Source organism: Aestuariibaculum sp. YM273, from assembly GCF_030908365.1.
GTDB classification, from domain to species: Bacteria; Bacteroidota; Bacteroidia; order Flavobacteriales; family Flavobacteriaceae; genus Aestuariibaculum; species Aestuariibaculum marinum.
In genome coordinates this window covers 2,086,874-2,113,418 of sequence record NZ_CP133090.1, presented here as the reverse complement: position 1 = coordinate 2,113,418, position 26,545 = coordinate 2,086,874, and the positions used below count along the sequence as shown (strand labels likewise).

Sequence of the window (26,545 nt, the reverse complement as noted above, 5' to 3'; positions counted from 1 at the left end):
ATGCAATTTTTATCATCTTTAAACCAATTGAAAACGTCTTTCCTAACACTGGTATTGACCCTTTTTGTGTTTGGTATTGGTTTTGCCCAATTCGATATACCCAAAACACCTAAAGAGCAAACAAGTGTTTACGATTATGTTAATTTACTTTCTAACAGCGAAAAATCGAACTTAGAGCGTAAGCTTATTAAATACTCTGATACTACTTCAACCCAAATTGTAGTCGCTATTATTGCTTCTACAAATGGTGAAAATATTGGTTTATTAACACCACGTTGGGCTCATAAATGGGGTATTGGTCAAGCCAAGGAAGATAATGGTGTATTTATTTTATTAGCCCGGGACGACCGTAAAATATGGATTTCTCCTGGCTACGGTGTTGAAGACAGACTTACGGCTGGTATTGTTGGCGAAATAGTTAGAAACGTTATTATTCCTGAATTCAAATTAGGCGATTATTACCAAGGATTAAATAAAGGTACCGACGCTATTTTTGAAGTGCTTACCGGAGCTTACCAAGGTACGCGACAATCTACATCAAAAAAGGACAGTTCCTCAAAGTTCTTTTTCATTATAATCATCGTTATTTTTGTCATTATTGCGCTTTCTAAAAACAAACGTGGTGGTGGACGAAATGGACGTGGGGGCAACAGACACGGCGGTTTCGATATCTGGGACGCCATTATTCTAAGCAATATGGGACGTGGCGGATTTGGCGGAGGCAGCTCTGGTGGTGGATTTTCAGGAGGCGGAGGCTTCGGTGGTAGCTTTGGCGGCGGAGGCTTCTCTGGAGGAGGCGCTGGCGGAAGCTGGTAAAATAACATAAAAAAAGCGCTGAATCTTAATTCAGCGCTTTTTTTATGTTATTCATCTATTACTTCTTACGCATATACACGCTTACCGGAACCCCTGAAAAATCGAAGTGTTCGCGAAGTTTGTTTTCTAAGAAACGCTTGTAAGGGTCTTTAACATATTGTGGCAGATTACAGAAAAATGCAAACTGTGGTTGCGGCGTTGGTAACTGCATAACGTATTTAATCTTAACGAATTTACCCTTATATGCCGGTGGCGGATAATTTTCAATAAGCGGCAAAAATATTTCGTTAAGCGTACTGGTTTTAATCTTTTTACTTCTGTTTTGGTAAACCTCAACAGCGGTTTCAATCGCTTTATAGATACGCTGTTTGGTCATTGCTGAAATGAATACAATGGGCACATCGGTAAAAGGCTCAATTTGTTTTCTAATGGCCTTCTCGTATTCTTTAGTCGACTTGTGATCCTTTTCTACCAAATCCCACTTATTCACTAAAATCACAATTCCCTTGCGGTTGCGTTCGGCTAACCAGAAAATGTTTTGTACTTGCCCGTCAAACCCACGAGTGGCATCTAACACTACCAAACAAACATCGGCATGTTCTATAGCACGTACACTTCGCATTACGGAATAAAATTCTAAATCTTCCTTTACCTTAGACTTACGACGGATTCCTGCCGTATCGACTAAGTTAAATTCAAATCCGAATCGGTTATATTTTGTATCAATAGAATCGCGCGTTGTTCCTGCAATATCGGTAACGATATAACGATCTTCACCTATTAAAGCATTGATGAATGATGATTTCCCTGCATTTGGTCGACCTACAACTGCAAAACGTGGCAATTCGCTCTCAACAACTTCTTCTTTTTCTGGTAGAGCTGCAACAACAGCATCTAATAAATCACCGGTTCCACTACCGTTAATACCGGCAACCGTATAATAATCTCCCAAGCCTAAAGCATAAAACTCAACAGCATCTTCAGCGCGTTTAGCATTATCTACTTTATTAACTACTAAAAACACAGGTTTTTTAACTCGGCGAAGAATATTAGCTACATCTTCATCCATACCGGTTACCCCCGACTCTACATCTACCATAAAGATAATCGCATCGGCTTCATCGATAGCTAATTCTACCTGTTTATCAATTTCAGCTTCAAAAATATCATCACTACCAACAACATATCCACCAGTATCAATAAGAGAAAACTCTTTGCCGTTCCAGTCGGTTTTTCCGTAATGTCTATCTCTTGTCACACCACTTACGGCATCAACAATAGCTTCTCTACGTTGAATTAAGCGATTAAAAAACGTTGATTTACCAACATTCGGACGACCTACTATAGCTACAATATTGCTCATATTCTCTTATGATAACGCAGTTTCACAACTGACTTGATTACTATTTAAATTTTTTGCAAAAATAGGAAATATACATTAGCTAATCTTCTTTTTTAGAAAAGATTAAAAATGTTTTCATTTTAAGTAAATATCGCTAATTTATACGAATAAAAACAGACAAACCATGTCTTCTGCCAACGACATTATTTTACGGCCCAGATTTAAATTTGAAATGCCTGAAAACCATCAGGTGCTACTAAAATTATTTCAGGTGGTCAAAACCAAGCAATCTGAGTTTATAATTTCAAACATAGACCATCATGTATTTATAAAATACCCCAAACACAAACAGCATTTTTGGTCGCCGCAACTGCATTTGGAAATCCATGAATTAACCGAAAAAACCTCTGAAATTAAAGGCTTGTTTGGACCTAATCCTACTGTTTGGACCTTTTTTATGTTTGTTCATTTCTTTTTGGCCGGTGCTTTTATCGCTTTAGGCATCTGGGCCTACAGTAATTGGGTAATAAAAACAAGCATTTTCCCCCAATTAAGTGGCATAGCAATTATTCTGACAATCTGGGTGGGACTTTATATTGCAGGAACCTTTGGAAAAATGGCAAGCAAAGATGATATGATTGCGCTTAAAAATTTTATGGATAATACCCTAAACCAAAACTATTTTTGATTGTACCCGAAACGTCTTAACTGATTTTGATTACTACGCCAGTTTTTATTCACCTTCACATAAGTTTCTAAGTGAATTTGTTTTCCGAAGAAGGCTTCCAGATCCTTTCTGGCTTCTACTCCAACACGTTTTAAAGCACTTCCTTTATGCCCGATAATGATTCCTTTTTGGGTATCGCGCTCTACCATGATTACGGCACGTACACGAATAATATCGTCTTCTTCTAAAAACTCTTCAGTTTCGATTTCTACAGCATAAGGAATTTCCTTTTTATAATGCAGAAGAATCTTTTCGCGAATGGTTTCGTTAATAAAGAAGCGCTCAGGCTTGTCAGTTAGCTGGTCTTTAGGATAAAATGCTGGAGATTCCGGTAATAATTCAATAATACGGTTGAACACTTCCTGAACATTGAATCCTTCTAATGCTGAAATTGGGAAAATTTCGGCATTGGGTACTTTTTCAGCCCAAAGCTGTACTTGTTCTTCCAACTGCTCCTGATTAGAAGTATCAATTTTATTTAAAAGTAATAATACCGGGGTTTTAGAATTGGTAATTTTATTAAAGAAAGCTTCATCTTTTAATTCCTTCTCCCCGATTTCAACCATATACAATAGCACATCGGCGTCTTCGAAAGCAGATTTCACGAAATCCATCATGGATTCCTGTAACTCATAAGCTGGTTTAATAATACCCGGCGTATCTGATAATACCACCTGAAAATCATCACCATTAACAATTCCTAAAATTCTGTGACGTGTGGTTTGGGCTTTCGAGGTGATAATCGATAATTTTTCACCTACAAACGCATTCATTAATGTAGACTTGCCCACATTAGGATTTCCTATAATATTTACAAAACCGGCTTTATGACTCATAACTACTCTTCATTTTCTTGCTGCAAATTTACAACCTTGATTTGTTAATTGTACTATTTACTAACAAATAAACTTCTATAAACGAAAAAAGCAGAAAATTAAATTTTCTGCTTTTTAATATCGTGATTGATCACTTTTAAATTACTTAACAATCTCTATTAATTCTACTTCGAAAATTAATGTAGAGAAAGGTTTGATTTTTGGTCCTTGTTGTCTGAAACCATAAGCTAAATCTTGTGGGATATAGAATTTGTATTTAGAACCTACAGACATTAACTGTAAACCTTCTGTCCATCCAGGAATTACCTGACCAACTCCAAACTGAGTAGGCTCTCCTCTATCTACAGAACTATCGAAAACGGTTCCGTCGATTAAGGTACCGTGGTAGTGAACTTTTACTCTTGATGTTGGCGTTGGTTTTTCACCAGTTCCTTCTTCTAAAACTTCGTATTGTAAACCGCTATCGGTTACTTTTACACCATCTTTAGCTTTATTTTCTTCTAAGAATTTTTCACCTTCAGTTTTGTTTTCAGCGAATTTCTCCTCAGCTTGCTTTTTCATTTCCTCTTCTTGCTTCTTTCTGGCATCGGCCTGCTTCTTTTGGAAATATTGACTTAAAACCATTTGCACTTGGTCTTCTGATATTAGTACATCTGAAGAATCAGATACATTCATAAACCCTTGCATAAAAATTTCTCTATCAATTTCTGAAGCATTAGAATTAATGTTACGGGCTACATCCATACCTATCGCGTAACTTACAGAATCCACTTCTGTCTTTAACGCTTTATTAGGTACTCCACCATTTTGATTACAAGAAACCATTGCTAAACCAGCTGCCGCAACGCCTAAACATTTAATTAATTTCATTATATTATTTTTTATTAGTTTAAAAATTCGAAGGCTAAAGTAACAAATTTAATATCAGATACAGGATAGATTTTTACGATTTTTTAACGCTACAAGTGTTAAACATCCCTTTTTAAAAAACTTCAAACACTTTTAAAATACTTTTCAACCCTAAAAAAACAGTAATCGCCAAAATAGCCAACCCTAAAATGTTTTGTCTTGAATTGTTTTTATAAGCCCCTAACACCGAAGTTCTGTTCATTACCCAGATTAAAAACCCTGCAACTACAGGTAAAAGAATACCATTTGCCACCTGAGCAAATTTTATAATTTCAATAGATTTAATACCTAATGAAGATGAAACAATACCGAAAACTAAAATAAACATCCAGATACTCCTAAATCGGGTTGATTTCAAATGACTTGTCCACCCTAAACACCCGCAGGCCACATAAGCAGCCGCCAAAGGTGCTGTAATAGCACTGGTTATTCCTGCAGCAAAAAGCCCCATAGCTAAAAAGTATTTTGAAAATGCTCCAAATAAAGGCTCTAAACCTTTTGCTAAATCGGCTGCGTTATTAATATCTTGTGTTTGAATCGCTGCTGACGACACAATCACACTCATAGACACCAGTCCTCCTAAAATTACAGCCACTACAGTATCTTTTCTTGCATATTTTAAATCGCTTTTATCATGCCATTTCTCTTTAACCAATGAGGCATGTAAAAACAGATTATAAGGCACCACCGTGGTTCCTATTAATCCTATAATCGTAAAAATACTTTCCTGCGGATACGTCGGTACAAAAGCACCTTTTAAAACCTCCAAAAAATTAGGTTTGGTTAAAATAGCCGTAATAAAAAACGCTAAACTCATTAAAATAACCAAAGCTACCAACACGCGTTCAATGACTTTGTAGTTTCCGATATACAGCAATATAAAAGCTAATAACCCGATAAGCACACTGAATATATTAAAAGAAAACAATCCCACATCGATGGTTTGTTTCCCAAAAACGGCTTCAAGGCCTAAGACTCCTCCACTAATATTCCCAGCTTCATAAGCAGTATTACCAACCACGATAGCCGATAATATTAAAAATACAGCTAGACCTTTTATGACTGGCGATTTGATTTCTGCTCGTATGGTTTGTGCCAATCCTTTTTGAGTAATAATCCCCAATCTGGATGACATTTCCTGAAGTACAATTGTCGCAATTACCGATAAAGACATGGCCCATAAAAGGGCATACCCGAATTGAACACCTGCTAAAGTACACATGGTTACCGTACCGGGACCTATGAAAGCAGCCGCCACCAAGGGTCCAGGCCCAATATTTTTTAGCCAGTTTTTAATCATACCTCCTTAGTTTTTCCATAGGTTTTGAACACGATATAATGGATCGGTAGCCTGCAATAACTTATTTTTAAGAACCGGACTATAATTCGGGTTTTCAGCTAAAAATTCTTGTAAAACCTTGTAAGCTTCCGGCGAGGTGTATTCTCCAATAGTTCCACTTAACCATGCTTTTGGAAAGAAAATATCTCCTGTTAACTGAATTTCTTCCAATAGATCCAAACATAACCTTAAATGCTTTTGTCCGGATTGCTGACGCAACGGATGATGAATACAATCTAATGCATCTAATACCCAAGATTCTTTTTCTCGATTTTCCGGTTTTGCCAAAGATTTCATAAAGGCATCTCTTACGTTTTCATCATTAGATAATGCAGGAAGTATGAATTCGAAATTCTTTTTTCTATCGGCATTTGTAATTTGCTTATGCGCTGTTTTCAAAATGTCATCAGCTTGCTCATGCTTAAAAATAGCCAAAGCCGAAGCGATACCCGTGTAATCATTCTCGTTTAAATATACATTATCCAACTGAATAGATCTATTCCAGACCTGATATAAGAAGTCTTTTCCGGTTTCAGAATATGCAACACTCTTATACAAATTGAAAACCGTTTTCTTAATACTTGGATCTAGGTTTTCTTTTAAACGTTCTTGCAAAAAGCTTTCTAAAGACTCAAGCATTAAATCGCGCTCATCGGCAGTAAAATACTTCCAGAAAATACTTTTGATTTCTCCTGAAATTAAATTTATAATTAAATCTTCCTTTTCAACTTTAAGCCCATCTAACATCTCATTGAACGCCGACATAGCAGCCACATTACCGCTTAACATATTCTCATATAAATTGATATATGCAAAACCACGAGCCACGTCATCTTTAATATTGTAAATATGATGGTTTGAAAAATCTGTTGGAAAAACACCGTACCCTAAACCGTTATAATTATAAACTACAGCTTCAGGCTTTGGCATTCCTACCAAAGTCGTTAAAGAAATTTGCTTTGCATCTAAATTAACAGTCTTTAAATGTACAGAGTCTTTATACACCAAACCGATATTGAAAGCTTGTGTCCAAATGTTTTCTGTTCCATCTTCAGCATGCTGCATGACTTCGAAACGCTCTATTTTACCGTTGGCATCATAAACAATACTATCTGAAATCACAGGTCTTCCCGATTTATTGACCCAAACTTCACTCCACTGTTTTAAATCTATAGGTGTTTCATTATCCAATAATTCCACCAAATCATTCCAAGTAGCGTTGCCATTAGCGTATGTTTTTATATAATTACGCATACCTTTTCGGAACGGCTCCTCTCCCATGATTACTTCCAATTGTCGCATCATAATCGGAGCTTTATGGTAGATGATATTTCCGTAAAGGGTTCCTGCGTTTTTTAAATTCCTAAGGTTTTGACGAATAGGTGTCGCGCCTTGCGTGCGGTCTTCGCTATAGGCTCTTGGATAATGCGAGGTTAAAAACTTTAAGTCGTGGTTGATATTTGGGAAAGACCCATTAACAGTTTTATCGGCCATGAAATTAGCAAACACTTCTTTTAACCATACATCGTCGAACCATTTCATGGTTACCAAATCGCCAAACCACATATGTGCTGTTTCATGAGCAATTAGTCGGGCGCGATTTAATAAACGCTCTTGAGTGGTTGTTCCATCTAAAAATAACGATGATTCTTTATACTGAATAGCCCCGACATGCTCCATACCTCCATACTGAAATCCGGGAATCGTTGCGTAATCCATCTTTTGAAACGGAAACGGGTATTGCGTATATTCTTCTAAAAAGTCCACTGCTTTTTGATGATGTTCAAAAATGGCATCTACACTGGCTGCTATTTTAGCCGAATCGTTTTCACGATAGAGTAAAGTCATTTCCATGTCCGCTGGTTTTTGAGATGTTTCATTAAACCCCCCTGCTACAAATGAAAATAAATAAGTGCTCATTTTATCGGTCAACCCGTAAACGTGTTTGGTATAATTATTAACCGTTTCTTCAAACTCTAACGGGCCACCACATAACACCTTCCAGGTTGAAGGTGCCGTAATTTCTAATTTGTAATTTGCTTTTAAATCCGGTTGATCGAAACATGGAAACAAGGTACTCGCACGATCTGGAACCAAAAGCGTGTATAAATAATCGTCGTTACGATTTAGTGACACTTCACCTGCATCAAAAGCAACAGACACTTGATTATGTCCTTTCTTTAAATAATCCTGCGGAATAATTAAATGCTCTCTTTGATGATTGATTTTAATATTTTCTCCATTAACAGCAACCGATTTTAAATGCGATTTGTCTTCATTAAAATCTAAATACAAAGGATGTTCTAAATCGTTAACCTGAAGACTCAAATTAAGGTTCGAAGCAATGGCTTTCTCACGTTCTAAAGGAATATTAAAAGTAAGATTATAAACAATATCGGAAACCTGCTTTTTTCTGTAGGTTGCAAGTTCGGATGAAATACCTTCGACTAATAATTGATTCTCTTCACTAGGTTTTGTATTACACGATACAACACAAACCAACATTAAAACAAGAAATAGGTTCCTCATGGATTTAATTTAGAATGATATATTTACAAAACAACCCCGTGGTTTTATCACGAGGTTGCTCTTTATTTATTAAAAATTACCTCAATATCAATAATTGGCTTTATAACCATTACTCTTGACTATCGAGTAAAAATAACTTTTTTAGACCTAATTAAGCCTCTTTAGCAGCTAAATAACGTTCTGCATCTAAGGCTGCCATACAACCCGTTCCGGCTGCTGTAATCGCCTGACGGTATACATGATCGGCAGCATCGCCACTTACAAACACACCTGGCACATTGGTTTTTGCCGTTCCTGGTGTATTAATCACATAGCCTGTTTCGTCTAAGTCTACATAACCTTTAAAGATATCGGTGTTTGGTTTATGTCCAATAGCCACGAAGAATCCTGTTGCTGGAATCTCTTGTTTCTCGTTCGTCTTATTGTTATAAACTCGAACTGCAGTTACTACCTGACCGTCGCCAATAACTTCATCGGTTTCTGTATTGAATAAAATCTCGATATTTTCGGTATTAGCCACACGTTCTGCCATGATTTTAGACGCTCTAAACTCATCACGTCTTACCAACATGGTTACTTTTTTACAAAGTTTAGATAAGTAGTGTGCTTCTTCACAAGCCGAATCTCCAGCACCTACAATTACCACTTCCTGGTTTCTGTAGAAGAAGCCGTCACATACCGCACATGCCGATACACCTCCACCTAACTTCAAATATTTTTGTTCAGATTCTAATCCTAAATATTTTGCTGAAGCTCCTGTTGAAATAATAACCGTATCACAGTGAATTTCCTTTTCATCGTTTATCCATACTTTATGAACATCTCCTGAGAAATCAACTTTTGTTACCCAGCCGTCACGAATATCGGCTTCAAAACGTTGCGCCTGTGCCTGTAATTCCATCATCATCTCTGGTCCTGTGATTCCTTGTGGATACCCTGGGAAGTTCTCCACTTCGTTCGTGGTTGTTAACTGACCGCCTGGTTGTGTTCCCTGGTACAATACCGGACTCATATTAGCACGTGCTGCATAGATTGCCGCAGTGTAACCTGCTGGCCCCGATCCTATAATTAAGCACTTTACTCTTTCTATTGTATCTGACATAATATCTTTTCTAATTTGATAATTTAATTAAAACCAACCTTGTGTAATCTCTGCTTCAACTTCTTTGTTTCCGTTATGTACGAATTCGTTTTTAGCAGCGTTGTATGTATAATCGTTTTCCCAGGTTGCAAAGTTTTTTGCTACTTCTTCAATAGCATCACAAATGAATTCTACCTCGGCGTTTGTCATTGTTGGATGAACCGACATACGCACCCATCCCGGACGCTCAATCATACAACCTTCAAGAATTTTCTTCTCAATAGATTTAGATGTTGGCTGGTCTACATTTAATAAATAGTGACCATAGGTTCCTGCACAAGAACACCCCCCTCTGGTTTGCACACCAAAACGATCGTTCAATAATTTCACTACTAAATTGTAGTGTGCATGCTCGATATAGAATGAAATCACCCCTAAACGGTCGGTGTGATTTGGTGCCAAAATAGTTAGATTTTTAATGGCTGATAATCTTTTAAAGATAATATCGTTCAATTCATGCTCACGATCTAAGATGTTTTTCACACCCATTTTTTCTTTCAACTGAATAGATAATGCTATCCTAATGGCTTGCAAGAAACCAGGCGTACCTCCATCTTCACGAGTTTCAATATCATCTACATAATCGTGATCTCCCCAAGGATTTGTATAACTTACCGTTCCACCTCCCGGGTTATCAGGTACTAAATTTTTATATAATTTTTTATTGAAAATTAACACCCCAGAGGTACCAGGTCCTCCTAAGAATTTATGTGGAGAGAAGGTAATAGCATCTAAATATTCTTCCTCATCTTCTGGATGCATATTAATATCTACATATGGTGCTGAACACGCAAAATCAACAAAACACAATCCGTTATTTTGGTGCATGATTTTAGCCACTTTATGGTACGGTGTTCTGATACCTGTTACGTTAGAACAACCTGTAATAGCTGCAATTTTAATAGGTGTTTCACTATATTCCTGAACTAATTTTTCTAACGAGTTTAAACACGGTAAACCGTTTTCATCAGCTGGAATAACAACCACATTTGCGATAGTTTCTAACCATGAGGTTTGGTTTGAATGGTGCTCCATATGCGACACAAAAATGATTGGTCGCTTTTCATCAGGAATGGTAGTATGATCTTTTAAGTTCTCGTTTACTTTAATTCCTAAAATACGCTGAAACTTATTAATAGCTCCGGTCATACCAGAACCTTCAGTAATTAACACATCATCTTTCGATGCGTTAACGTGTTTTTTTATTATTTCTCTGGCATCGTGATAAGCGTGTGTCATCACACTACCTGTAATGGAAGTCTCTGTATGGGTGTTAGCCACATAAGGTCCCATTTCATTTAACACCTTTTCTTCAATAGGCCTGTATAGTCGTCCGCTGGCAGTCCAGTCGGCGTAAATGATTTTTTTCTTACCGTAAGGAGAAACAAAGTACTGATCTACCCCAACAACATTATTTCGAAATTGTTCGAAATATTTCTCTAATTCTGTTTCGGTATTAGGTTGTGATTTAAAAAATCTTTTTAGTGCATTCATGCGTAAAAATTTTATAAGAGAAGCCTCCTTAAAGAAGGCTTTCACTTATATATCTAAAGTTTTAAATAAGTCAATTAATTTACTGCTTGATGGTCTTGGTGCATCGGCATCAACCACATTTCCGGCAGGATCGATAAGAATAAAACGAGGAATACCAGATACCACATAAGCTTTGGCAAAATCGTTATCCTCTTTAGCGAATAACTGAATTCCGGAAAGTTCCTTTTCTTTAACCATACGTTTCCAGGTGTCGTAAGCACTATTTCTATCCAGAGAAATACTAACAAAAGCAATATTCTTGTTATGGTATTCTTCTTCAACAGCTTTTAAATAAGGTATTTCCTGTTTACATGGTCCGCACCAGGTTGCCCAAAGGTCGATATAAACATATTCCCCCTTTAAATCATCAAGAGACATGTTTCCGCCGGCATAGTTTTCGTAATCTACAAATTTTGGAGACTCTTGCCCTTTTAAAGATGACACCGCCAGATTTTCCTGATACATACAGTTTAGGTCTTGTTTAATTCTATCAATCTCTGTTTCCTGACCGTTAACAAAGGTAGAATCTAGATGTTCAACCGTTTTCAATAAATCTTTAAAGGCTTTATCGTTGGCTTCAAGTTTTGCATTAAAAGCAGTTTTGTCTAAACTAAAAAGTTCATTATAATCGATTAATTCTTCTTTTAACAATCCTTTTTTAGCTAAGAAATTATTTGCTTCTGCTCCTTCTCCTTCATAAGCTATTGTCTCATCAAACGATTTGGTATTGACTTTAATGTTTAAGTCGTATCCGTTTTGTAAATAAACAATAGCACGCTCCTTACCATCGTACAGCAAATAGCTGCCATTTTCAACTTTTAAAGTATCTGAAAAGGTTCCATCGGCATTAACTTTAATCGTTTTAATAATGCTTCGCTGGGCAACACATAACGAATCGGAATTTGGATTCGTTATTGTTCCTGAAAGCGTTACATAATCTTTCGGTTCCTTTTTACAAGCTACCAGAGCCAAAGCAAAAGTTAAGATATAGATTACTTTTTTCATGCTTGGTGTTTTTGATTATCTAGTTACCAAATTTTGAAATTCCTTCGTTTAACCAAGCTTTATACTCAGTTACATCAGGAGTATATCCAACAGGGTCGATTAAGGTTTTTTCTTCATGATCCATGATAACATAGAACGGTTGAGAATTTGCCTTATATCTGCTTGCTTGTAAATCACTCCATCTATCACCATAGTCTTTCATAAACTTTCCTGGTCTTGAAGCGTATTCCACTTTTAATTTTTCAGGAAGTTCCTTTTTATCGTCTACGTAAAGTGATATTAAAACGACATCGTTCTTTAAAATATCTAAGATTTCTGGTTTTACCCAAACATTGTTTTCCATTTTTCTACAGTTTACACAGGTGTATCCTGTAAAATCAATCATTACCGGTTTACCAACTTTTTTAGCATACGCTAACCCTGTATCGTAATCGTGAAATGCCATAATATTATGAGGCGCCATTAAGTGTGCCCCTTCCGGAAGGGCTTCATGACTATCTGCTGAAGCTACACCGCCACCTGCATTTTTGTAACCTACACCATATGGCGATTCGCTATAGTTTGGTGGTGGTGGGAATGCGCTGATTAAATTTAAAGGTGCACCCCAAAGTCCAGGAATCATATAGATTGTAAAGGTTAAAGTAATAAGACCTAAACCTAAACGCCCAACCGAAATATGTGATAACGGTGAATCGTGTGGCAACTGAATTTTTCCGAACAAGTAAAATGCTAAAGCTCCGAAAACAGCAATCCAGATTGCGATGAATACTTCACGCTCTAAAATATGCCATTGCATAATATAATCGGCGTTAGATAAGAATTTAAACGCTAAAGCTAATTCTAAGAATCCTAAAACTACTTTTACTGTATTTAACCATCCACCAGATTTTGGTAAAGAATTCAACCATCCTGGGAAGGCTGCAAATAAAGCAAACGGTAAAGCAATAGCTAACGAGAAGCCTAACATTCCAACGATTGGTGCAATACCTCCTTTTGAAGCTGCTTCAACTAATAACGTTCCAACAATTGGTCCTGTACAAGAAAATGATACAATCGCCAATGCTAATGCCATAAAGAAGATCCCAACTAAACCACCACGGTCTGCCTGAGAATCTACTTTGTTAGCCCAAGAGTTAGGTAACATGATTTCGAAAGCACCTAAGAACGACACAGCGAATACCACTAATAATACGAAGAATATAATGTTAAACCAAGGGTTTGCAGCTAAGGCATTCAATGCATCTGCACCAAAAATACCAGTTACTGCTGTACCTAATAGTACATAAATAACAATAATACAAATACCATAAATAATGGCATTCTTAATCCCTACCGCTTTATTTTTACTTTGCTTGGTAAAGAAACTTACCGTCATAGGAATCATTGGGAATACACAAGGCGTTAATAACGCCGCGAACCCTGATAAGAAGGCAAGAATAAAAATAGAAAGTAATCCTTTTTTTGACTCCGATTTCTCCGTATCTACGCCTTTTTCAGGAGCTACTGATTCGTGAGTTGCTTCAGTTTCAACAGGACTTACAGCAGCTGAACTCTGAATATTAAAAGTAAGTTCTACTTCTGTAGGTGGTAAACATCTTGTATCATCGCAAACCATAAACTCAACAAACGCCAAAACAGAATTCACTTCCCCTTCGGTTTGTATACGTTGTTTAAAGGTTGCTTTCTTTTCAAAATATTTAATTTCCATTTCGAACACAGGATCTTGAATCGTGTGTCCTTCTTCTTCGGTGGTGTTACCTACAATAGTAAAGTTCCCTTCGCTATCGTCGTAGATAAATGATGTTGCTATCGGCCCATCGGCAGGTACATCTTGCGAATATAAGTGCCAACCTTTATCTATCGTTGCCGTAGCTACTAAATCGTATTCTGTATCTGATACTTTTTCGACGGCTGTTGACCATTTTACTGGTTCTAATATTTGCGCAAACGCAGCTGTAGATAACACTAGAGCTGCGCATACTAATAGAAATTTCTTCATCTTAGATTTTCAAAAAATTATTTTACGTTGAATACTAGGTCTACTTCTGTAGGAGGTAAACATCTGCTATCATCACAAACCATGAATTCTACAGTACCTTTAACTTCAAACGGTGTTCTACCTTTTACGCGAATACGTTGTTTAAAATCTGCTTTCTTCTCAAAATACGTAATTTCCATTTCGAAGATAGGATCTTGAATAGTGTGCCCTTCACCTTCTGCAGTATTTCCTTTTTTCAGGTAATTTGTATTTCCTTCGAAAGCGAAACTTGTTGGTATTGGCCCGTCTTCCGGAACATTTTGAGAGTATAAGTGCCATCCTGCATCTATAGTAGCTGTAGCTACTAATTCGTATTCTGTAGCTGATATTTTATTTACTGAAGTGCTCCATTTTACTGGCTCTAATATTTGTGCCTGACCAACAAATGCTGCTAATAGAGCGAAAAATAAAAATACTTTTTTCATGTGTATTACTTGTTAAGAATTAGTTTTATTGTTTTGGTTTAAATATGATTTCGTAAGATTTATTCCCCTTAAGGATTTTCTTAGCTATTTTTTGAATATCTTTTGCTGTCATGTTTTTAACAATGTCAACAAAATTCTTTGGATCGTTAATATTTTCATCATATCTGAAATATCTTGTAAGCATAGCCATATCGTAACCATTGTTGTCTTTTGACTGCTCGTTTTCTTTCAGATAGTTTGTTCTTGTTTTGTTTAAATCATCTTCATTAATCGTGCCATCTGCAATTTTTTGCAATTCTTCTTTCACGATTTCTACCAAACGATCTGCCATATCCGGGTTGCAATCGAAGCTAAAAGACACGTAAGCTCCTGACTTTGGCTCTCTTGTAAAGCTAGCTCCTGCTCTCGGGCTGTATGCCCCACCTTCAGATTCTCTTACCGTTTCAGTTACACGTAATTGTAACATATCTCCTAATACGTTTGTGTAAACCGCATTTTTCTTAACATAAGGCATTTCCTTTTTGTAAACCACATTTACACTTGCTTTTGGGTCTTCCATGGCAATGTAAATGTCTTTATCAATCGCATCGGAAATCCATTCTACCGAATTGTCTTTGTAAGATTCTTTCGTATTTTGTGTTGGTAAACTTGCGATATATTTTTCTAAAAGAGGTTTTAACTGCTCTTCTTTAACATCTCCTACGATAAAGAACTCAAAATCTGATGCATCTGCAAATCTATCAGCGTAAATAGCTTTAATTTTGTCGAACGACACATCATCAATATATTCCTGGTCAAAAATACGCTTTTTTGGATTATTTTTACCGTAAAGCGCGTAGGTAAGACTATCTTTCATTTTCTCTCCAACATCTTTACCTCTTCTTATTAAATAATTATCTAAATTATTAACTAACACCTTATAAGCATTCTCATCAAAACGTGGTTTTACGAAATATACGTGTACCAATTGCAACATGGTTTCTACATCTTTGGTATTCGAACTTCCAGAAACCGTTTCACTAATACCACCAAGTCCTACTTTAGCACTTGCGGTTTTACCGGCAAGCACCTTTCTTAAATCGGTTGCTGAGAAATCGCCTAAACCAGACATCCCCATTAAACTTGTTACAAATCCTGCAGATGCTAAATCTTCATCAGCCAATAAAGACTCACCACCATAACTAACAGCATTTAATGCTACTCTATCTTTTTGTTTATCGACAAACTTGTAATGTACTTTTACGCCATTACTTAAAACAAACGTTGTTGCTCCAATTTCATCTTCGTGAGATACCTGAGCTATAGACCCTGGAACAATATTTAAATCTGACACTAAGGTTTTACCATCTAAAGCTTCTGTATAAGGCTCAATCGCATTATCATTTTCCACAGAAGTTATAATTTGTCTTACTTCGGCTTCTGTTATATTATCCTGACCTTCAACACCTGTTACGTTAACAAAACGATTATGTTTTGCGTATAAACGTTTTATAGTGTTATGAACATCTTCTGGTGTGATTTTACTGAATAACTGCTTTGCTATCTCATATTCCTTTTCAATATCAGACATGGTAGCGTTAGACAAGTAATTGTTTTGGATTGTACTTTCGATGCTTTTATGACCTCTATCGTCTTTCTTAGCAATTTGATTTTGATAAGAATTATCGAAAATAGTAATGGCACGATCAATCTCAGATTGTGTATAACCAAACTTCACAGCTCTAACAACTTCAGTTAATACTTCAGTTAAAGCTTCCTTCTGCTGATTTGGTTTTGGGTAAATCCCCATACTAAAAACTTTAGAGGTTCTTGATAAACCACCGTAACCTACTCTACCAGATAAAAAGGTTGCTTCCGGCTTTTGTGATACCTCTCTAATTCTTGAAGAAAGTGCACTTATCGCCATACTCTCTAATAACGATTGTTTTAAATCGCCAACAGTTTCATCGGCTAAAGATTTTTTATGACGAATTCCGAATGAAATAGACGCTGACGATACTTCAGGGTCCATACCAAAGCTAAACATCATATCTTCATTATCTGGTATATCTACTGTATAACGCTCTTTAGGATTTTCTACTGCAGGAATTTCTGAAAACCTGTCGATAATTTTTTGCTCTATTTCAGCAACATCTACATCTCCAATAACCGCAATCGCCTGTAAGTCGGTTCTATACCAATCATGGTAAAAATCGCGTAAGGCATTATACTCAAAACCTTCTACAACAGACATTAGCCCTATTGGCATTCTATCTGCATATTTGGCATGGTTATAAGTAATAGGCATAGACACCTCAAATAAACGCATTTGTCCGTTTTGACGCGTACGCCATTCTTCTTTAATTACACCACGCTCATTATCAATTTCCTCATCGGTAAGCAACAAGTAATTAGACCAATCTTGTAAAACAGTTAAAGACGTATCTATTAAACCATCTTTAATTGGAATATTGCTTAGGTTATAAACCGTTTCATCAAAAGATGTGTAAGCATTAATATCTTTTCCAAAAACAGCTCCATGCTTTTGTAATGTGTTTAAAATTCCTTTTCCTGGGAAATGTTCGGTTCCGTTAAACGCCATATGCTCTAAGAAGTGAGCCAACCCGCGTTGATTTTCTTTTTCTAAAATTGAACCTACATTTTGAATGATATAGTAACTCGCTGCGTCTTTAACAACATCGGTACTTTTAATGTAATAAGTCATACCATTTGGCAGGACTCCTTTTTTTATGCTTTGATCTACTGGTAAGGGCTGACTTAAATCTTGTGCACTAACACAAAAAACAGATGCCACTATTAGAACATACGATAAAACTGTCTTCATTTAATTTTGCGTTTATAATTGGTTAATTATTATTTGTTTAATAAAAGTTCAATATTTGTTTTATTTTTATTAATAACACCCATCCTATATTATTAATAGAAATTAATAATCAATATTTCCCTTACAATTTTAAACCAGCCAAAACTAAAGCTTTGAATAGAAACTAAGATTAGTTTTAAGAAACTTTTAATAAAAGAGGGCCGTTTAAAACAGCCCTCTTTACCTTTCTTTCAATCTGTTTAAACGACTAACTCAAACAAAATTAAATATGAAAAACAAATGCCGTCTTAGTTAACATCTACATTAATAAAGACGCAGAAATTTGCAAGGGCGTTGTTAATCTTTTGTTAATTTTAAAAAACTATTCTCCAACAACTTAGCTTTTATTAGACTAAACAGCACTAAACTAAAGCTATATCAGCATCTATTAAGCTTTTAATCTTAACGACTAACACTTGTATGACGCATTTTTTTAATGTTACCCTTATTAAGAATATGTTAAATTTTATATTTTTTAATTTATCGAGGACTTTTTTAAAGATTCTTCAACAAGAACAGACCATTTATAGACTTAAACCTTAAACCGCCTGAAACATTAAAAAAGGGCAACTCTGAAACGAGCTACCCTGTCTTAAAAGAGTGACTAACAAAACTTATCGTTCTCGATAAGCTATACTTTTAATTTTTCCAAAACCAGTATAGGTTTCTTCTAATTCTATCTGTTTATTTACCTCTGGCACATAATATAATCGCATGGCTCCATTTGAACCATCTTCTCCAGAAGGGTTGTAACTACACACAATTAATTTTTTATCCATACCTGAATAAGCTGGATTAAACCAATTTAAGAAGGGTTCAAATTTTATTAATGTTATTTCTTCACTTCCTAAATCTTCCATCAGTTTAGTTTGTTTAGTGAAAATATCATATTGATACAGCTTCGTACCTACAGCGTAGAACAAATACCCGTAATTTGGACTAATGGCATATGTCGTTGCCTTGTCAAAATCTGTAGCCTCAATTTCACTGTAATGCTTTTGTTGACCACTCCAACTTATAAACTGTGCGACATAAGACTTACTAGTTCCGGGGTCTTTTAGGATAGCAAATATGTTGCTATAATAAAAATCGCCGCCAAATGTATTATTTACCATATACAGTAAATCTTTCCCCGTTGTATAATCGAATAATCTATACTCTGGAGCAGGGTTTGGCATTACCGATGACACACCAAATTGTGAATTTCTCACAAAACGTTTATTGGTGTTGTCGTAGAACATAGCATAACCTCCATACGTTAATTCCATACACGAAACAGGAGAGGCTTCAAATGGCTCATTATCTATATAATTTACTTTTACACCAAAAAATTTACCGAGCGGATTATAATAGTGATAAAGATCTCCTCCAACATTTGCATACCCCCAATTAAATAATGTCCCCATAACTTTATCTGCTCTTAAATCTGTTGGTTGAGAGGTAACAAACTCAGTTGATAAATTGTAAATAGATTTCCACTCAAAGGTGTCCGGTTCTAATTTAACAGTACCATTTCCAGAAGTTGATACATAAATCCCGTAAAAATTTGGTTTATATGGATAGGTATAAACAAAATCGGCAGTACCTGATAGTTCTATTCCAGATCCTTCTAAAACATTATAAATAGGATTAAATTCTCCAGCTACTTTTGAAATCATATCTAACCTCGGCCCATTGTTTGTATCACTTAACAACAACCATCCTTCTGAAAAACCGGTGACTACCTTTAATTTAAATTTTTCATGAACCTCTAAATCGGTTGTCAAATCCTTTACCGTATAAAAAAGTTCGTATTCACCTGGTGCTAATGTTACACGCTCCAGTAAATCTCTTTCGGTAGACAACTCATAAACCTGATCTCCGCCAATAACATTTATCCCCTGTATAGCTTCCCATTTATAAGAATATTTTCCTTGTTGATTCTCATCTAAAGTAAAACTAAGTTCCGGTACAATGTTAAAATAATCAAGTTGGAGCACTTCGTAAGTATCTGGCAGACCATCAATACTCACCTCATTTATCTCTGTATAATCATAGTTTCCTTCGTCTTCCATACAAGCCGAAAACATTAAAACTATCACTAAAAAAACAGTATTTCTAAATTTTATATAATTTGACATATTCTTTAATTTTTAGTTATAAATAAGCAGCATAAGGACCTAAAGTCATAGGGTTACCATCATCTTCAAGCACTGGTGTACCACGTAATTCCTGTATTGTTAAATACTGCTTAAAAACAGATACAGCTGCAGAAAAAGTTCGATCAAATGTAGGGTCCTCTGAATTCCAATCTGGAACCGGCACTTCTAACACTTCGGCCCACAGATAGAGCTTTTTCTCTGAATAATCACCTAAATAATTCGTTGGCCAGTACTGAGGTTGCGTTAAAATATCAGAAACTGTTATTTGAAACTCTGTGTAACTTACAAAGCGTTCGCCATTATTAGTTTTTCTGGTTTCAAGTAAATTATTATTAAAGTTTTCATTCTCCTCCAGTTTAACTACTACTAATAGTTCTTTTTCTTTCATATCCTCTGTTCTCAGTAAGGTCACTGGTAAATAACCGTTAATACTATCTGCCATTATGACCACCTTATCTGGTAATGTAAAATGAACGCCTTCTTGAGCAGTAGAACTACTCGATACAGAGACACTTACCTCTCTTTCAAAATATCTGGTTGATCCTTGTACTTTTATTGGAATTTCATAAACCACCTGTTGTACTTCTGGTAATTCGTAAGCAAAAGCAACAGAAGCACTATCTATATAATTAGGGTTTAAAAGAAGGGGATCTATACTTTCTACGGCCCATTTGTAGTAAATTACATCTTTACCTTCAAAACTCATGATTTCATCATTTCCACATGAAAGAAATGTAAGCACTACAGATAATGACACTGTAATTATTTTTATAATATTTTTCATACTCTGAAGTTTTTTTAATTAGCGATAATCGGTTTCTGACAATGGTAAAGGCACAACATATTGCGCTGCCGTCATACCTATTTCCGACGAAGTTGTTCCACTTTGAATTGAAGATATATTCTTTCTTTTATAGTAAAAGAACAGCTGACCTTCTCCTATAAATTCCTTTCTATATTCTTTGAATATCTCATTTTGCAAATCGACTCCCGGAATTAATTGGGTGCCATCTCCTAAGCCTCGCTCTTCTCTAACCGTATTTAAGTAATCTAAAGCGGTTTGCTCATCTTCCGCGGTTTCAGCGGCGATATAGTACATTTCACTCATACGAATTAAGGGCTGCATAAATCTGGACGTCTTGTCTTTATCTTCTATATCGGCAAACTTGAAAAAGGTTTCATAATCTTTGGATCCTTCATTAGAAATAAACCACGAATATGGAAAACGATAATCTTGATTATACCCTTCAAAAACCTCACCTAAACGATCTCTTAAAGGCGCTAAAATATTATCATACTCAAGACTCGCCTCAAAATATCTACTTTGACGATTATAAAGCTCTGTGTTATCTAAAGCGAAAAGCACTTCAGTAGAAAAGATACGATCAATATTAGCCCCACCTGAAACAACTTCTTCATCAATAACCCAAGGAAAAAATACTGACGCCTCATCGATTACTGCATTTGCCGCTAAAAAAGCCGCTTCATTATTACCGGCATATAAATTAACCCTTGCCTGCAATGCTTTAACTGCAAAATAATTTAAACGCAAATTTCTAAACCTAAAAAAGTTAACACTATAATCCTCTCCAACACTTTTTAAAGGCCCATCAACTCTTACCGGGTCGTTCTCTAACAATGTTTCAGCTGACTCTAAATCGGCTAAAATCTTTGATATAACCTGCTCTGCTGTTAACATTTCTGCCATTTGAGCTTTAGATTCTGTATAATAAGGAATAGCATCATCCTGAGCATTTGTACTGTAAATTGGCCCAAATAATCGCAGTAAATCAAAATGTAACATGGCTCTTAATGCATAGGCTTCTCCTGCTATAATATTTTCTTTATCTGCACTTAATACTTCTGGATATAATTCCAGACCTAACAATAAATTATTTACATTTAAAATACTGGTATACATGTTAGTCCAAATATTATCAAACTTCGCTTGTACCGCTCCATCAGTATAACTGTAAGTGGCATATGGGAATTTTGAATGTTGGAAATCTATGTTATATTGTTGCGCCATGATTTCAATAGTACTCATGGTTAAATCACCGCCATAACCATTTTCTGCAACTATTTTCGCATATACTCCGTTTAGCGCTGTATAAAACCCTTCTTCGTTACTAAACAGTTGCTCTTCTAAGAACTTATCTTCTGGTTGCACATCTAAGTAATCGTCGCAAGACAAAACCCCGACACAAATTAAAAGACATAAAATATGTTTTATATATGTTTTCATTTTCTTCTTTATTTTTTGTTAGAATCTTGCATTTAAACTAAACGATACATTTTGAGCAAAAGGATAATCTATACCGCGTTCAACCTTTACTGAAGACAGACGGAATGTATCATTCATATAAGCATTAAGTCGCAATTGACTTAAACCTAAACTTTTCACAAACCCTGTGTTACTAAAGTCGTAGCCCAAATTAATAGACTCACCAATAAGCACATTTTCTCTTTGAATGAATCGCGATGAAATAGGCGTATTATCAAAATTGGAAATACTTTTAAACATAGCTTCGTCTCCAGGTTGCTTCCATCGTTCGGTTAAGGCTCTCACATCCTGGTTACTGTAATCGTACTTACGAATGTTTTCTACCTTATTAAACAGAGCTGAATTAAGAACGTCGCCTCCCACGCGATAACGGAAATTTACACCTATCGATAAATTTTTAAAACGCAGATTACTACTTACAACACCTTCTACCGTAGGCCTTGAATTCCCCATAACTTTTACATCACCTGAATTGTAAACATAGGTTGGATCTCCATCTAAAGACTGAAACACCTCTCTACCTGTACCTGGGTCGATACCTAACGATTCAACCGCCCACATATCATCCGGGCTATAACCGTCTCTGAAACGAATTAAACTTTCATTTTGACGCTCTTGATCGTTTAATGATTCTAAAATATTATTAAACCCTCCGTATTCATTTTTAAGTGCACTAGCTGTTAAACCAAGTGTCCAGATAAAATTCTCTTTCGGGTTGTAAATGGGAGACACTCTTAAAATTGCCTCGACACCTTTAGTATCCATATAACCAGCATTAATAGGATAAGAATACACTCCTGTTGATGATGACAAGTCTATTTTAACTACTAAAGGATCGGTCTTTTTGGTATAAGCATTAAATGTAGCATTGACTCTATTTCCCAACATGGTCATATCAATCCCCACACTGGTAGTTAAAGTATTCTGCCATTCGATGTCTGGGTTTGCCAAGGTATTTACGGTAACTGCCTGACCAAAAACATTTACATATTGCTCAAAACCATAAATTGTAACCGATGACAGATTTCCGAAACCTTGGTTACCCACAGACCCTATATTTCCTCTTAATCTTAATTGAGACATTACATCAGGATTAATATTGAATGCCTTGTGTAAATTAACACCGGCACCAGCAGACCAGAATGGCGAATATTTTTCATTAGACCCAAAAGAAGTAGATCCGTCAAGACGGTAGGTTGCATCTAAAAAGTATGTATTATCAAAAGCATAGTTAGCACTTCCTAAAACATTTACTCTTCTGTATTTACTTTGTGCAGTTGATGGTTTTGAATTGGGCTGATAGCTAAACGCATAACCCGGGTTACCATTTGTTCCCAGAGGAAAACCAACAGCCCTAACGGATAAACGATCAAAACTTGTTTCTTCAACTTCACCACGAATATTTGTAGTAACACGATGCTTTTCATTAAATACCTGAGCATAAGTAGCCATGGCATTTAATCTGAAATTAAAATTATCTGTTCTGGTATTCGTATAACTACCACGCTCTTTATAATTAGACCCTTTAAAATTGGTGTGCTCAGGAGGTAAAAACACCTCGGTAGTAGTAATACCTTTACTTAACTGAAGACCTGACTGTAATCTAAACTTACTATTAAACGTATAAATAGCCTGTAGGTTATTAGTTAATAATAAATTATCGGTATTATTGGTGCCATTTAAAGTTCCATTATACAGCGGGTTGTTATAACTCGTACCAAACAAACCACCGATATCTAAAAACTTTGTAATATTACCGTCATCATCGGTTTTTCTAAAATAAGGACTCGCTTTTGCAAAATTTGAGAAAGAGCCATAAGGCGATTCGTTTGAATCGTACCCATTAACCCGTAATCTATTGGTTATATTTAATTTATCTTTTCGATAGGTTAAATCGATGTTAGCTCCCCAAGTTTCACGATTAGAGCCTATCATTACACCTTTTAAGTTTCTATAATTTACACCTACGCCATAGGTAAACACATCATCTCCACCATCGGCATAAATTGAATGTCCCTGAGTTACTCCCACCTGTAAAGGTTCATTTAACCAATAGGTATTAACCCCTCGTCTTACTTCTGCTAGTACTGTATTATACCTTCTGTCAAATATTTTTTGATCTGTTGCGTCCGGAGAGTAATATAAACCAGATAATTTTTCAAATTCCAGCTTTTGCTCGGCATCCATTAAATTATAATCGGTTAAATCAGGCATCTCTAATCTTAAATCGGCATTATACAACACTCTTAGTTTCCCTGATTTTGGTTTTACTGTTTCAACAACAATAACACCATTAGCTGCTTTAGCTCCATATAAAGCTGTAGACGAAGCATCTTTAAGTATAGTTATTGATGCCACGCGACTCATATCTAAATCTATAATTGTACGAAGCGTGGTTTCAAATCCATCTAATATGAATAACGGTTGATTTGGATTGTTTCCAAATTCATCCCTAAGATTATCTGTAGACACACTTGTTTTACCACGAACTTCTATATCTGGAATTCTGTTAGGGTTAGATCCTAAATTGTTATTTTCAACGATAACGAACGAAGGATCTAAAGTTTTTAAACTTTCTATAATATTTAAATTACCGATAGCTTTTAAGTCCTCACCTGAAACCGTTGTAACTGCTCCTGTAAAACTTTCTCTCCTTCTTTCAACAATACCGGTAACTACAACCTCTTCTAACTCACTTAAATCAGGCTCCATGACTACATCTATTTTACTCTGTTCGTCAACAACAACTTCCATAGTTTTATATCCTATATAACTAAACACCAATACGGTTTCCTGATTAGCATAAACAGCATATTGACCGTCAAAATCTGTTGTCGTTCCCTTATTAGTCCCTTTAATAACGATGGTAACTCCAGGCAAAGGCATGCCGCTTTGGTCTTTTACAACACCCTTAATAGTTTTCTGTACCAGGCTAGGCTTTTTTATAATAATGGTATTGTGTTCTGAAATCGAAAACTTTAATCGATTAGAAATAACACATTCCTTTAATAAATCGGCGACCTTTATTTTTCCCTTTTTAAGATGTACCAGAGTTGAGTTTTGAAACAAATCATCAGAATAAATAAAATTATAATCTGTTTGATGACTGATCATGCTAAAAACTTGGTCTATAGTCACCGCTTTATCTTCATCTACCATTATTTTGGTATTCTGAGATAAAGTATTCGAGGGCGCCAGACTAAAGACTGTAAAACACCAGGAAAAAATCAGAGTTCGCATCATAATTTTTAAACACCGTTTCCCCAACAGGGCACGGAGGTTAATTAAGTTAATTTTCATAAATTTGCATGAATTAGTTAGTTAAACCTTTTTTTAATTGATTAATTTTAATGTATAAGGAGGGAGAAATATTCACGGTCCAAGGTTTATATTCTTTCCCTCTTTTTTTTTATTTCAAAATGATTGTTTTTCCTTTTATTTCATAAGACTCTAGTTTTTCTGTGGTCTTTATTAATTCTAAAATGACTTCCAAATTTTGCTTTCGACTTAATTGCCCATTAAATTTTTGATGTTTAATAGATTCGCCTTCTAAGACAAAATCGACATCATACCACCTTGACAGTACCTTTATAATGTCTATTAATGGCTTTTTGTTAAACATAAAATCACCATGTATCCATGCCAATTCTGCATCTACATCAGCCATTGTTTTATTAATTTCTTTAGTTTTCTTGTTAAGCATCGTTTGTTCTCCTGGTGCTAACACATATTTAGATACTCCATTTTCAACTTGCACCTGTCCTTCTGCTAAAGTGGTATAGATTAGAGATTCATCTTTATAAGCTTTAATATTAAATTTAGTTCCAAGAACCTCTGTACTTTGATTATCATTTAAGACGACAAACTTACTTCCACCATTTTCACTACTTGAAGACACCTCGAAATAAGCCTCACCAAAAACAAGTTCCACTTGCCTGGTACGTCCTTTTATAAAATTTACCGGATATTTTATCCGGGTTTCAGAATTTAATCGCACCTTAGTACCATCTGAGAGTTCCATAGAAAACTCTCCGCCCCTTGGAATATTTAAAGTATTATAAACAACAGCATTGTTTTTCTTACTTTGAGCTTTGTAAATAATTTTCTCTCCGTCACTTTCAACATTTTCCTTTTCATAATTCGCTCCGTTTTCAAGAGCTACCTGCGTACCATCTTCTAACGTTAAAATGGCTTTATCTACACCCGGAAAAATATTAGTAGTTACAAATTCCTGAGATGGTGTTGTACTTTTTAAGAACTTCATATACAACGGAACACTTAGCATAACAACAACTATCGCTGCCACAGCATACTTCCATAGTGATGAAGATTGTTTCGAAATCCCTTTTATGTTCTCCTCAAGTATTTTCCAAGCGGCTTCTTTATCAATATCAATATCTTCTATTGATTCTGAATAATGATTCTTTACACGCTCAAAATAATCTCGATGCTTTTGAGATTCCTGATACCAAGACTCAAAGAGGACATGTTCCTCTTCGGTCAAGGTATTGTTCAGTTTTTTAATTATTAATTTGAATTCCATTTGTTTGGTTTAATGTCATCTTTTAACACTGAGACAACATAACCTTAACAATGGGTGACAAATTTTTATAATTT

At 35.6% G+C, this 26,545-nt stretch carries 18 protein-coding genes; 2 read left to right on the top strand and 16 right to left on the bottom strand.

The genetic code is table 11. The features are described from left to right. On the top strand, positions 1-816 hold the full coding sequence (locus tag RBH94_RS08920) for a YgcG family protein (protein WP_307880597.1): 816 nt from the start codon (positions 1-3) through the stop codon (positions 814-816). A 58-nt stretch (positions 817-874) separates the two neighbouring features. Here the strand turns inward: RBH94_RS08920 and der are convergent, their stop codons facing one another. Next, positions 875-2,179: a ribosome biogenesis GTPase Der gene (gene der, locus RBH94_RS08915; protein WP_188224182.1), complete on the bottom strand. Its 1,305-nt coding sequence runs from the start codon at positions 2,177-2,179 to the stop codon at positions 875-877. 163 nt (positions 2,180-2,342) lie between these two features. Between der and RBH94_RS08910 the strand changes: the two genes are divergently transcribed. Continuing rightward, positions 2,343-2,846, top strand: coding sequence for a GTP-binding protein (locus RBH94_RS08910; RefSeq protein WP_307880596.1), 504 nt, complete (start codon positions 2,343-2,345; stop codon positions 2,844-2,846). Here the strand turns inward: RBH94_RS08910 and era are convergent. The 15 genes from era to RBH94_RS08835 all read right to left on the bottom strand — a co-directional run bounded on the left by era (position 2,837) and on the right by RBH94_RS08835 (position 26,471). Further along, positions 2,837-3,721, bottom strand: coding sequence for a GTPase Era (gene era / locus RBH94_RS08905; protein ID WP_240575306.1), 885 nt, complete (start codon positions 3,719-3,721; stop codon positions 2,837-2,839). The genes RBH94_RS08910 and era overlap by 10 nt on opposite strands. A 141-nt stretch (positions 3,722-3,862) precedes the next feature. Then, positions 3,863-4,591 (bottom strand): FKBP-type peptidyl-prolyl cis-trans isomerase, encoded by a 729-nt coding sequence (locus tag RBH94_RS08900; protein ID WP_307880595.1) that lies wholly within the window; start codon positions 4,589-4,591, stop codon positions 3,863-3,865. Between the two features lie 112 nt (positions 4,592-4,703). Continuing rightward, entirely contained in the window at positions 4,704-5,930 is a 1,227-nt protein-coding gene (locus tag RBH94_RS08895) for an Nramp family divalent metal transporter (RefSeq protein ID WP_307880594.1), read from the bottom strand. Between the two features lie 6 nt (positions 5,931-5,936). Then, a complete protein-coding gene (locus tag RBH94_RS08890; RefSeq protein WP_307880593.1) occupies positions 5,937-8,498 on the bottom strand; it encodes a M1 family aminopeptidase in 2,562 nt (853 codons plus the stop codon). Between the two features lie 151 nt (positions 8,499-8,649). After that, a complete protein-coding gene (trxB, locus tag RBH94_RS08885) occupies positions 8,650-9,600 on the bottom strand; it encodes a thioredoxin-disulfide reductase (protein ID WP_307880592.1) in 951 nt (316 codons plus the stop codon). A gap of 27 nt (positions 9,601-9,627) precedes the next feature. After that, positions 9,628-11,133 carry an aminotransferase class V-fold PLP-dependent enzyme gene (locus tag RBH94_RS08880; protein WP_307880591.1) on the bottom strand — a complete coding sequence of 502 codons (1,506 nt, stop codon included), beginning with the start codon at positions 11,131-11,133 and terminating at the stop codon, positions 9,628-9,630. Between the two features lie 45 nt (positions 11,134-11,178). Beyond that, positions 11,179-12,177, bottom strand: a complete 999-nt coding sequence (locus RBH94_RS08875) for a redoxin family protein (RefSeq protein WP_307880590.1) — start codon at positions 12,175-12,177, stop codon at positions 11,179-11,181. Between the two features lie 19 nt (positions 12,178-12,196). Further along, positions 12,197-14,176 carry a cytochrome c biogenesis protein CcdA gene (locus RBH94_RS08870; RefSeq protein WP_307880589.1) on the bottom strand — a complete coding sequence of 660 codons (1,980 nt, stop codon included), beginning with the start codon at positions 14,174-14,176 and terminating at the stop codon, positions 12,197-12,199. Positions 14,177-14,193: 17 nt separating this feature from the next. Then, complete coding sequence (locus tag RBH94_RS08865; RefSeq protein ID WP_307880588.1) at positions 14,194-14,640, bottom strand: protein-disulfide reductase DsbD domain-containing protein; 447 nt, start codon at positions 14,638-14,640, stop codon at positions 14,194-14,196. Between the two features lie 25 nt (positions 14,641-14,665). Beyond that, positions 14,666-17,464: a pitrilysin family protein gene (locus tag RBH94_RS08860; RefSeq protein WP_307880587.1), complete on the bottom strand. Its 2,799-nt coding sequence runs from the start codon at positions 17,462-17,464 to the stop codon at positions 14,666-14,668. A 653-nt stretch (positions 17,465-18,117) separates the two neighbouring features. Further along, the gene (locus RBH94_RS08855; RefSeq protein WP_307880586.1) at positions 18,118-19,623 is read right to left on the bottom strand and encodes a PKD-like family lipoprotein; all 1,506 of its coding nucleotides are present in this window, start codon (positions 19,621-19,623) and stop codon (positions 18,118-18,120) included. Between the two features lie 16 nt (positions 19,624-19,639). Then, on the bottom strand, positions 19,640-20,428 hold the full coding sequence (locus tag RBH94_RS08850) for a DUF4843 domain-containing protein (RefSeq protein ID WP_307880585.1): 789 nt from the start codon (positions 20,426-20,428) through the stop codon (positions 19,640-19,642). Positions 20,429-20,446: 18 nt separating this feature from the next. Beyond that, positions 20,447-21,889: a RagB/SusD family nutrient uptake outer membrane protein gene (locus RBH94_RS08845; protein ID WP_307880584.1), complete on the bottom strand. Its 1,443-nt coding sequence runs from the start codon at positions 21,887-21,889 to the stop codon at positions 20,447-20,449. Positions 21,890-21,907: 18 nt separating this feature from the next. Then, positions 21,908-25,171, bottom strand: coding sequence for a SusC/RagA family TonB-linked outer membrane protein (locus RBH94_RS08840; RefSeq protein ID WP_307880583.1), 3,264 nt, complete (start codon positions 25,169-25,171; stop codon positions 21,908-21,910). Between the two features lie 166 nt (positions 25,172-25,337). After that, complete coding sequence (locus RBH94_RS08835; RefSeq protein ID WP_307880582.1) at positions 25,338-26,471, bottom strand: FecR family protein; 1,134 nt, start codon at positions 26,469-26,471, stop codon at positions 25,338-25,340. Positions 26,472-26,545 lie beyond the last annotated feature (74 nt).

Bases quoted from the DNA above. Each gene is read 5' to 3' on its own strand.
- RBH94_RS08920 (WP_307880597.1), top strand. From the start codon at position 1: ATGCAATTTTTATCATCTTTAAACCAATTGAAAACGTCTTTCCTAACA.
- der (WP_188224182.1), bottom strand. From the start codon at position 2,179: ATGAGCAATATTGTAGCTATAGTAGGTCGTCCGAATGTTGGTAAATCA.
- RBH94_RS08910 (WP_307880596.1), top strand. From the start codon at position 2,343: ATGTCTTCTGCCAACGACATTATTTTACGGCCCAGATTTAAATTTGAA.
- era (WP_240575306.1), bottom strand. From the start codon at position 3,721: ATGAGTCATAAAGCCGGTTTTGTAAATATTATAGGAAATCCTAATGTG.
- RBH94_RS08900 (WP_307880595.1), bottom strand. From the start codon at position 4,591: ATGAAATTAATTAAATGTTTAGGCGTTGCGGCAGCTGGTTTAGCAATG.
- RBH94_RS08895 (WP_307880594.1), bottom strand. From the start codon at position 5,930: ATGATTAAAAACTGGCTAAAAAATATTGGGCCTGGACCCTTGGTGGCG.
- RBH94_RS08890 (WP_307880593.1), bottom strand. From the start codon at position 8,498: ATGAGGAACCTATTTCTTGTTTTAATGTTGGTTTGTGTTGTATCGTGT.
- trxB (WP_307880592.1), bottom strand. From the start codon at position 9,600: ATGTCAGATACAATAGAAAGAGTAAAGTGCTTAATTATAGGATCGGGG.
- RBH94_RS08880 (WP_307880591.1), bottom strand. From the start codon at position 11,133: ATGAATGCACTAAAAAGATTTTTTAAATCACAACCTAATACCGAAACA.
- RBH94_RS08875 (WP_307880590.1), bottom strand. From the start codon at position 12,177: ATGAAAAAAGTAATCTATATCTTAACTTTTGCTTTGGCTCTGGTAGCT.
- RBH94_RS08870 (WP_307880589.1), bottom strand. From the start codon at position 14,176: ATGAAGAAATTTCTATTAGTATGCGCAGCTCTAGTGTTATCTACAGCT.
- RBH94_RS08865 (WP_307880588.1), bottom strand. From the start codon at position 14,640: ATGAAAAAAGTATTTTTATTTTTCGCTCTATTAGCAGCATTTGTTGGT.
- RBH94_RS08860 (WP_307880587.1), bottom strand. From the start codon at position 17,464: ATGAAGACAGTTTTATCGTATGTTCTAATAGTGGCATCTGTTTTTTGT.
- RBH94_RS08855 (WP_307880586.1), bottom strand. From the start codon at position 19,623: ATGTCAAATTATATAAAATTTAGAAATACTGTTTTTTTAGTGATAGTT.
- RBH94_RS08850 (WP_307880585.1), bottom strand. From the start codon at position 20,428: ATGAAAAATATTATAAAAATAATTACAGTGTCATTATCTGTAGTGCTT.
- RBH94_RS08845 (WP_307880584.1), bottom strand. From the start codon at position 21,889: ATGAAAACATATATAAAACATATTTTATGTCTTTTAATTTGTGTCGGG.
- RBH94_RS08840 (WP_307880583.1), bottom strand. From the start codon at position 25,171: ATGATGCGAACTCTGATTTTTTCCTGGTGTTTTACAGTCTTTAGTCTG.
- RBH94_RS08835 (WP_307880582.1), bottom strand. From the start codon at position 26,471: ATGGAATTCAAATTAATAATTAAAAAACTGAACAATACCTTGACCGAA.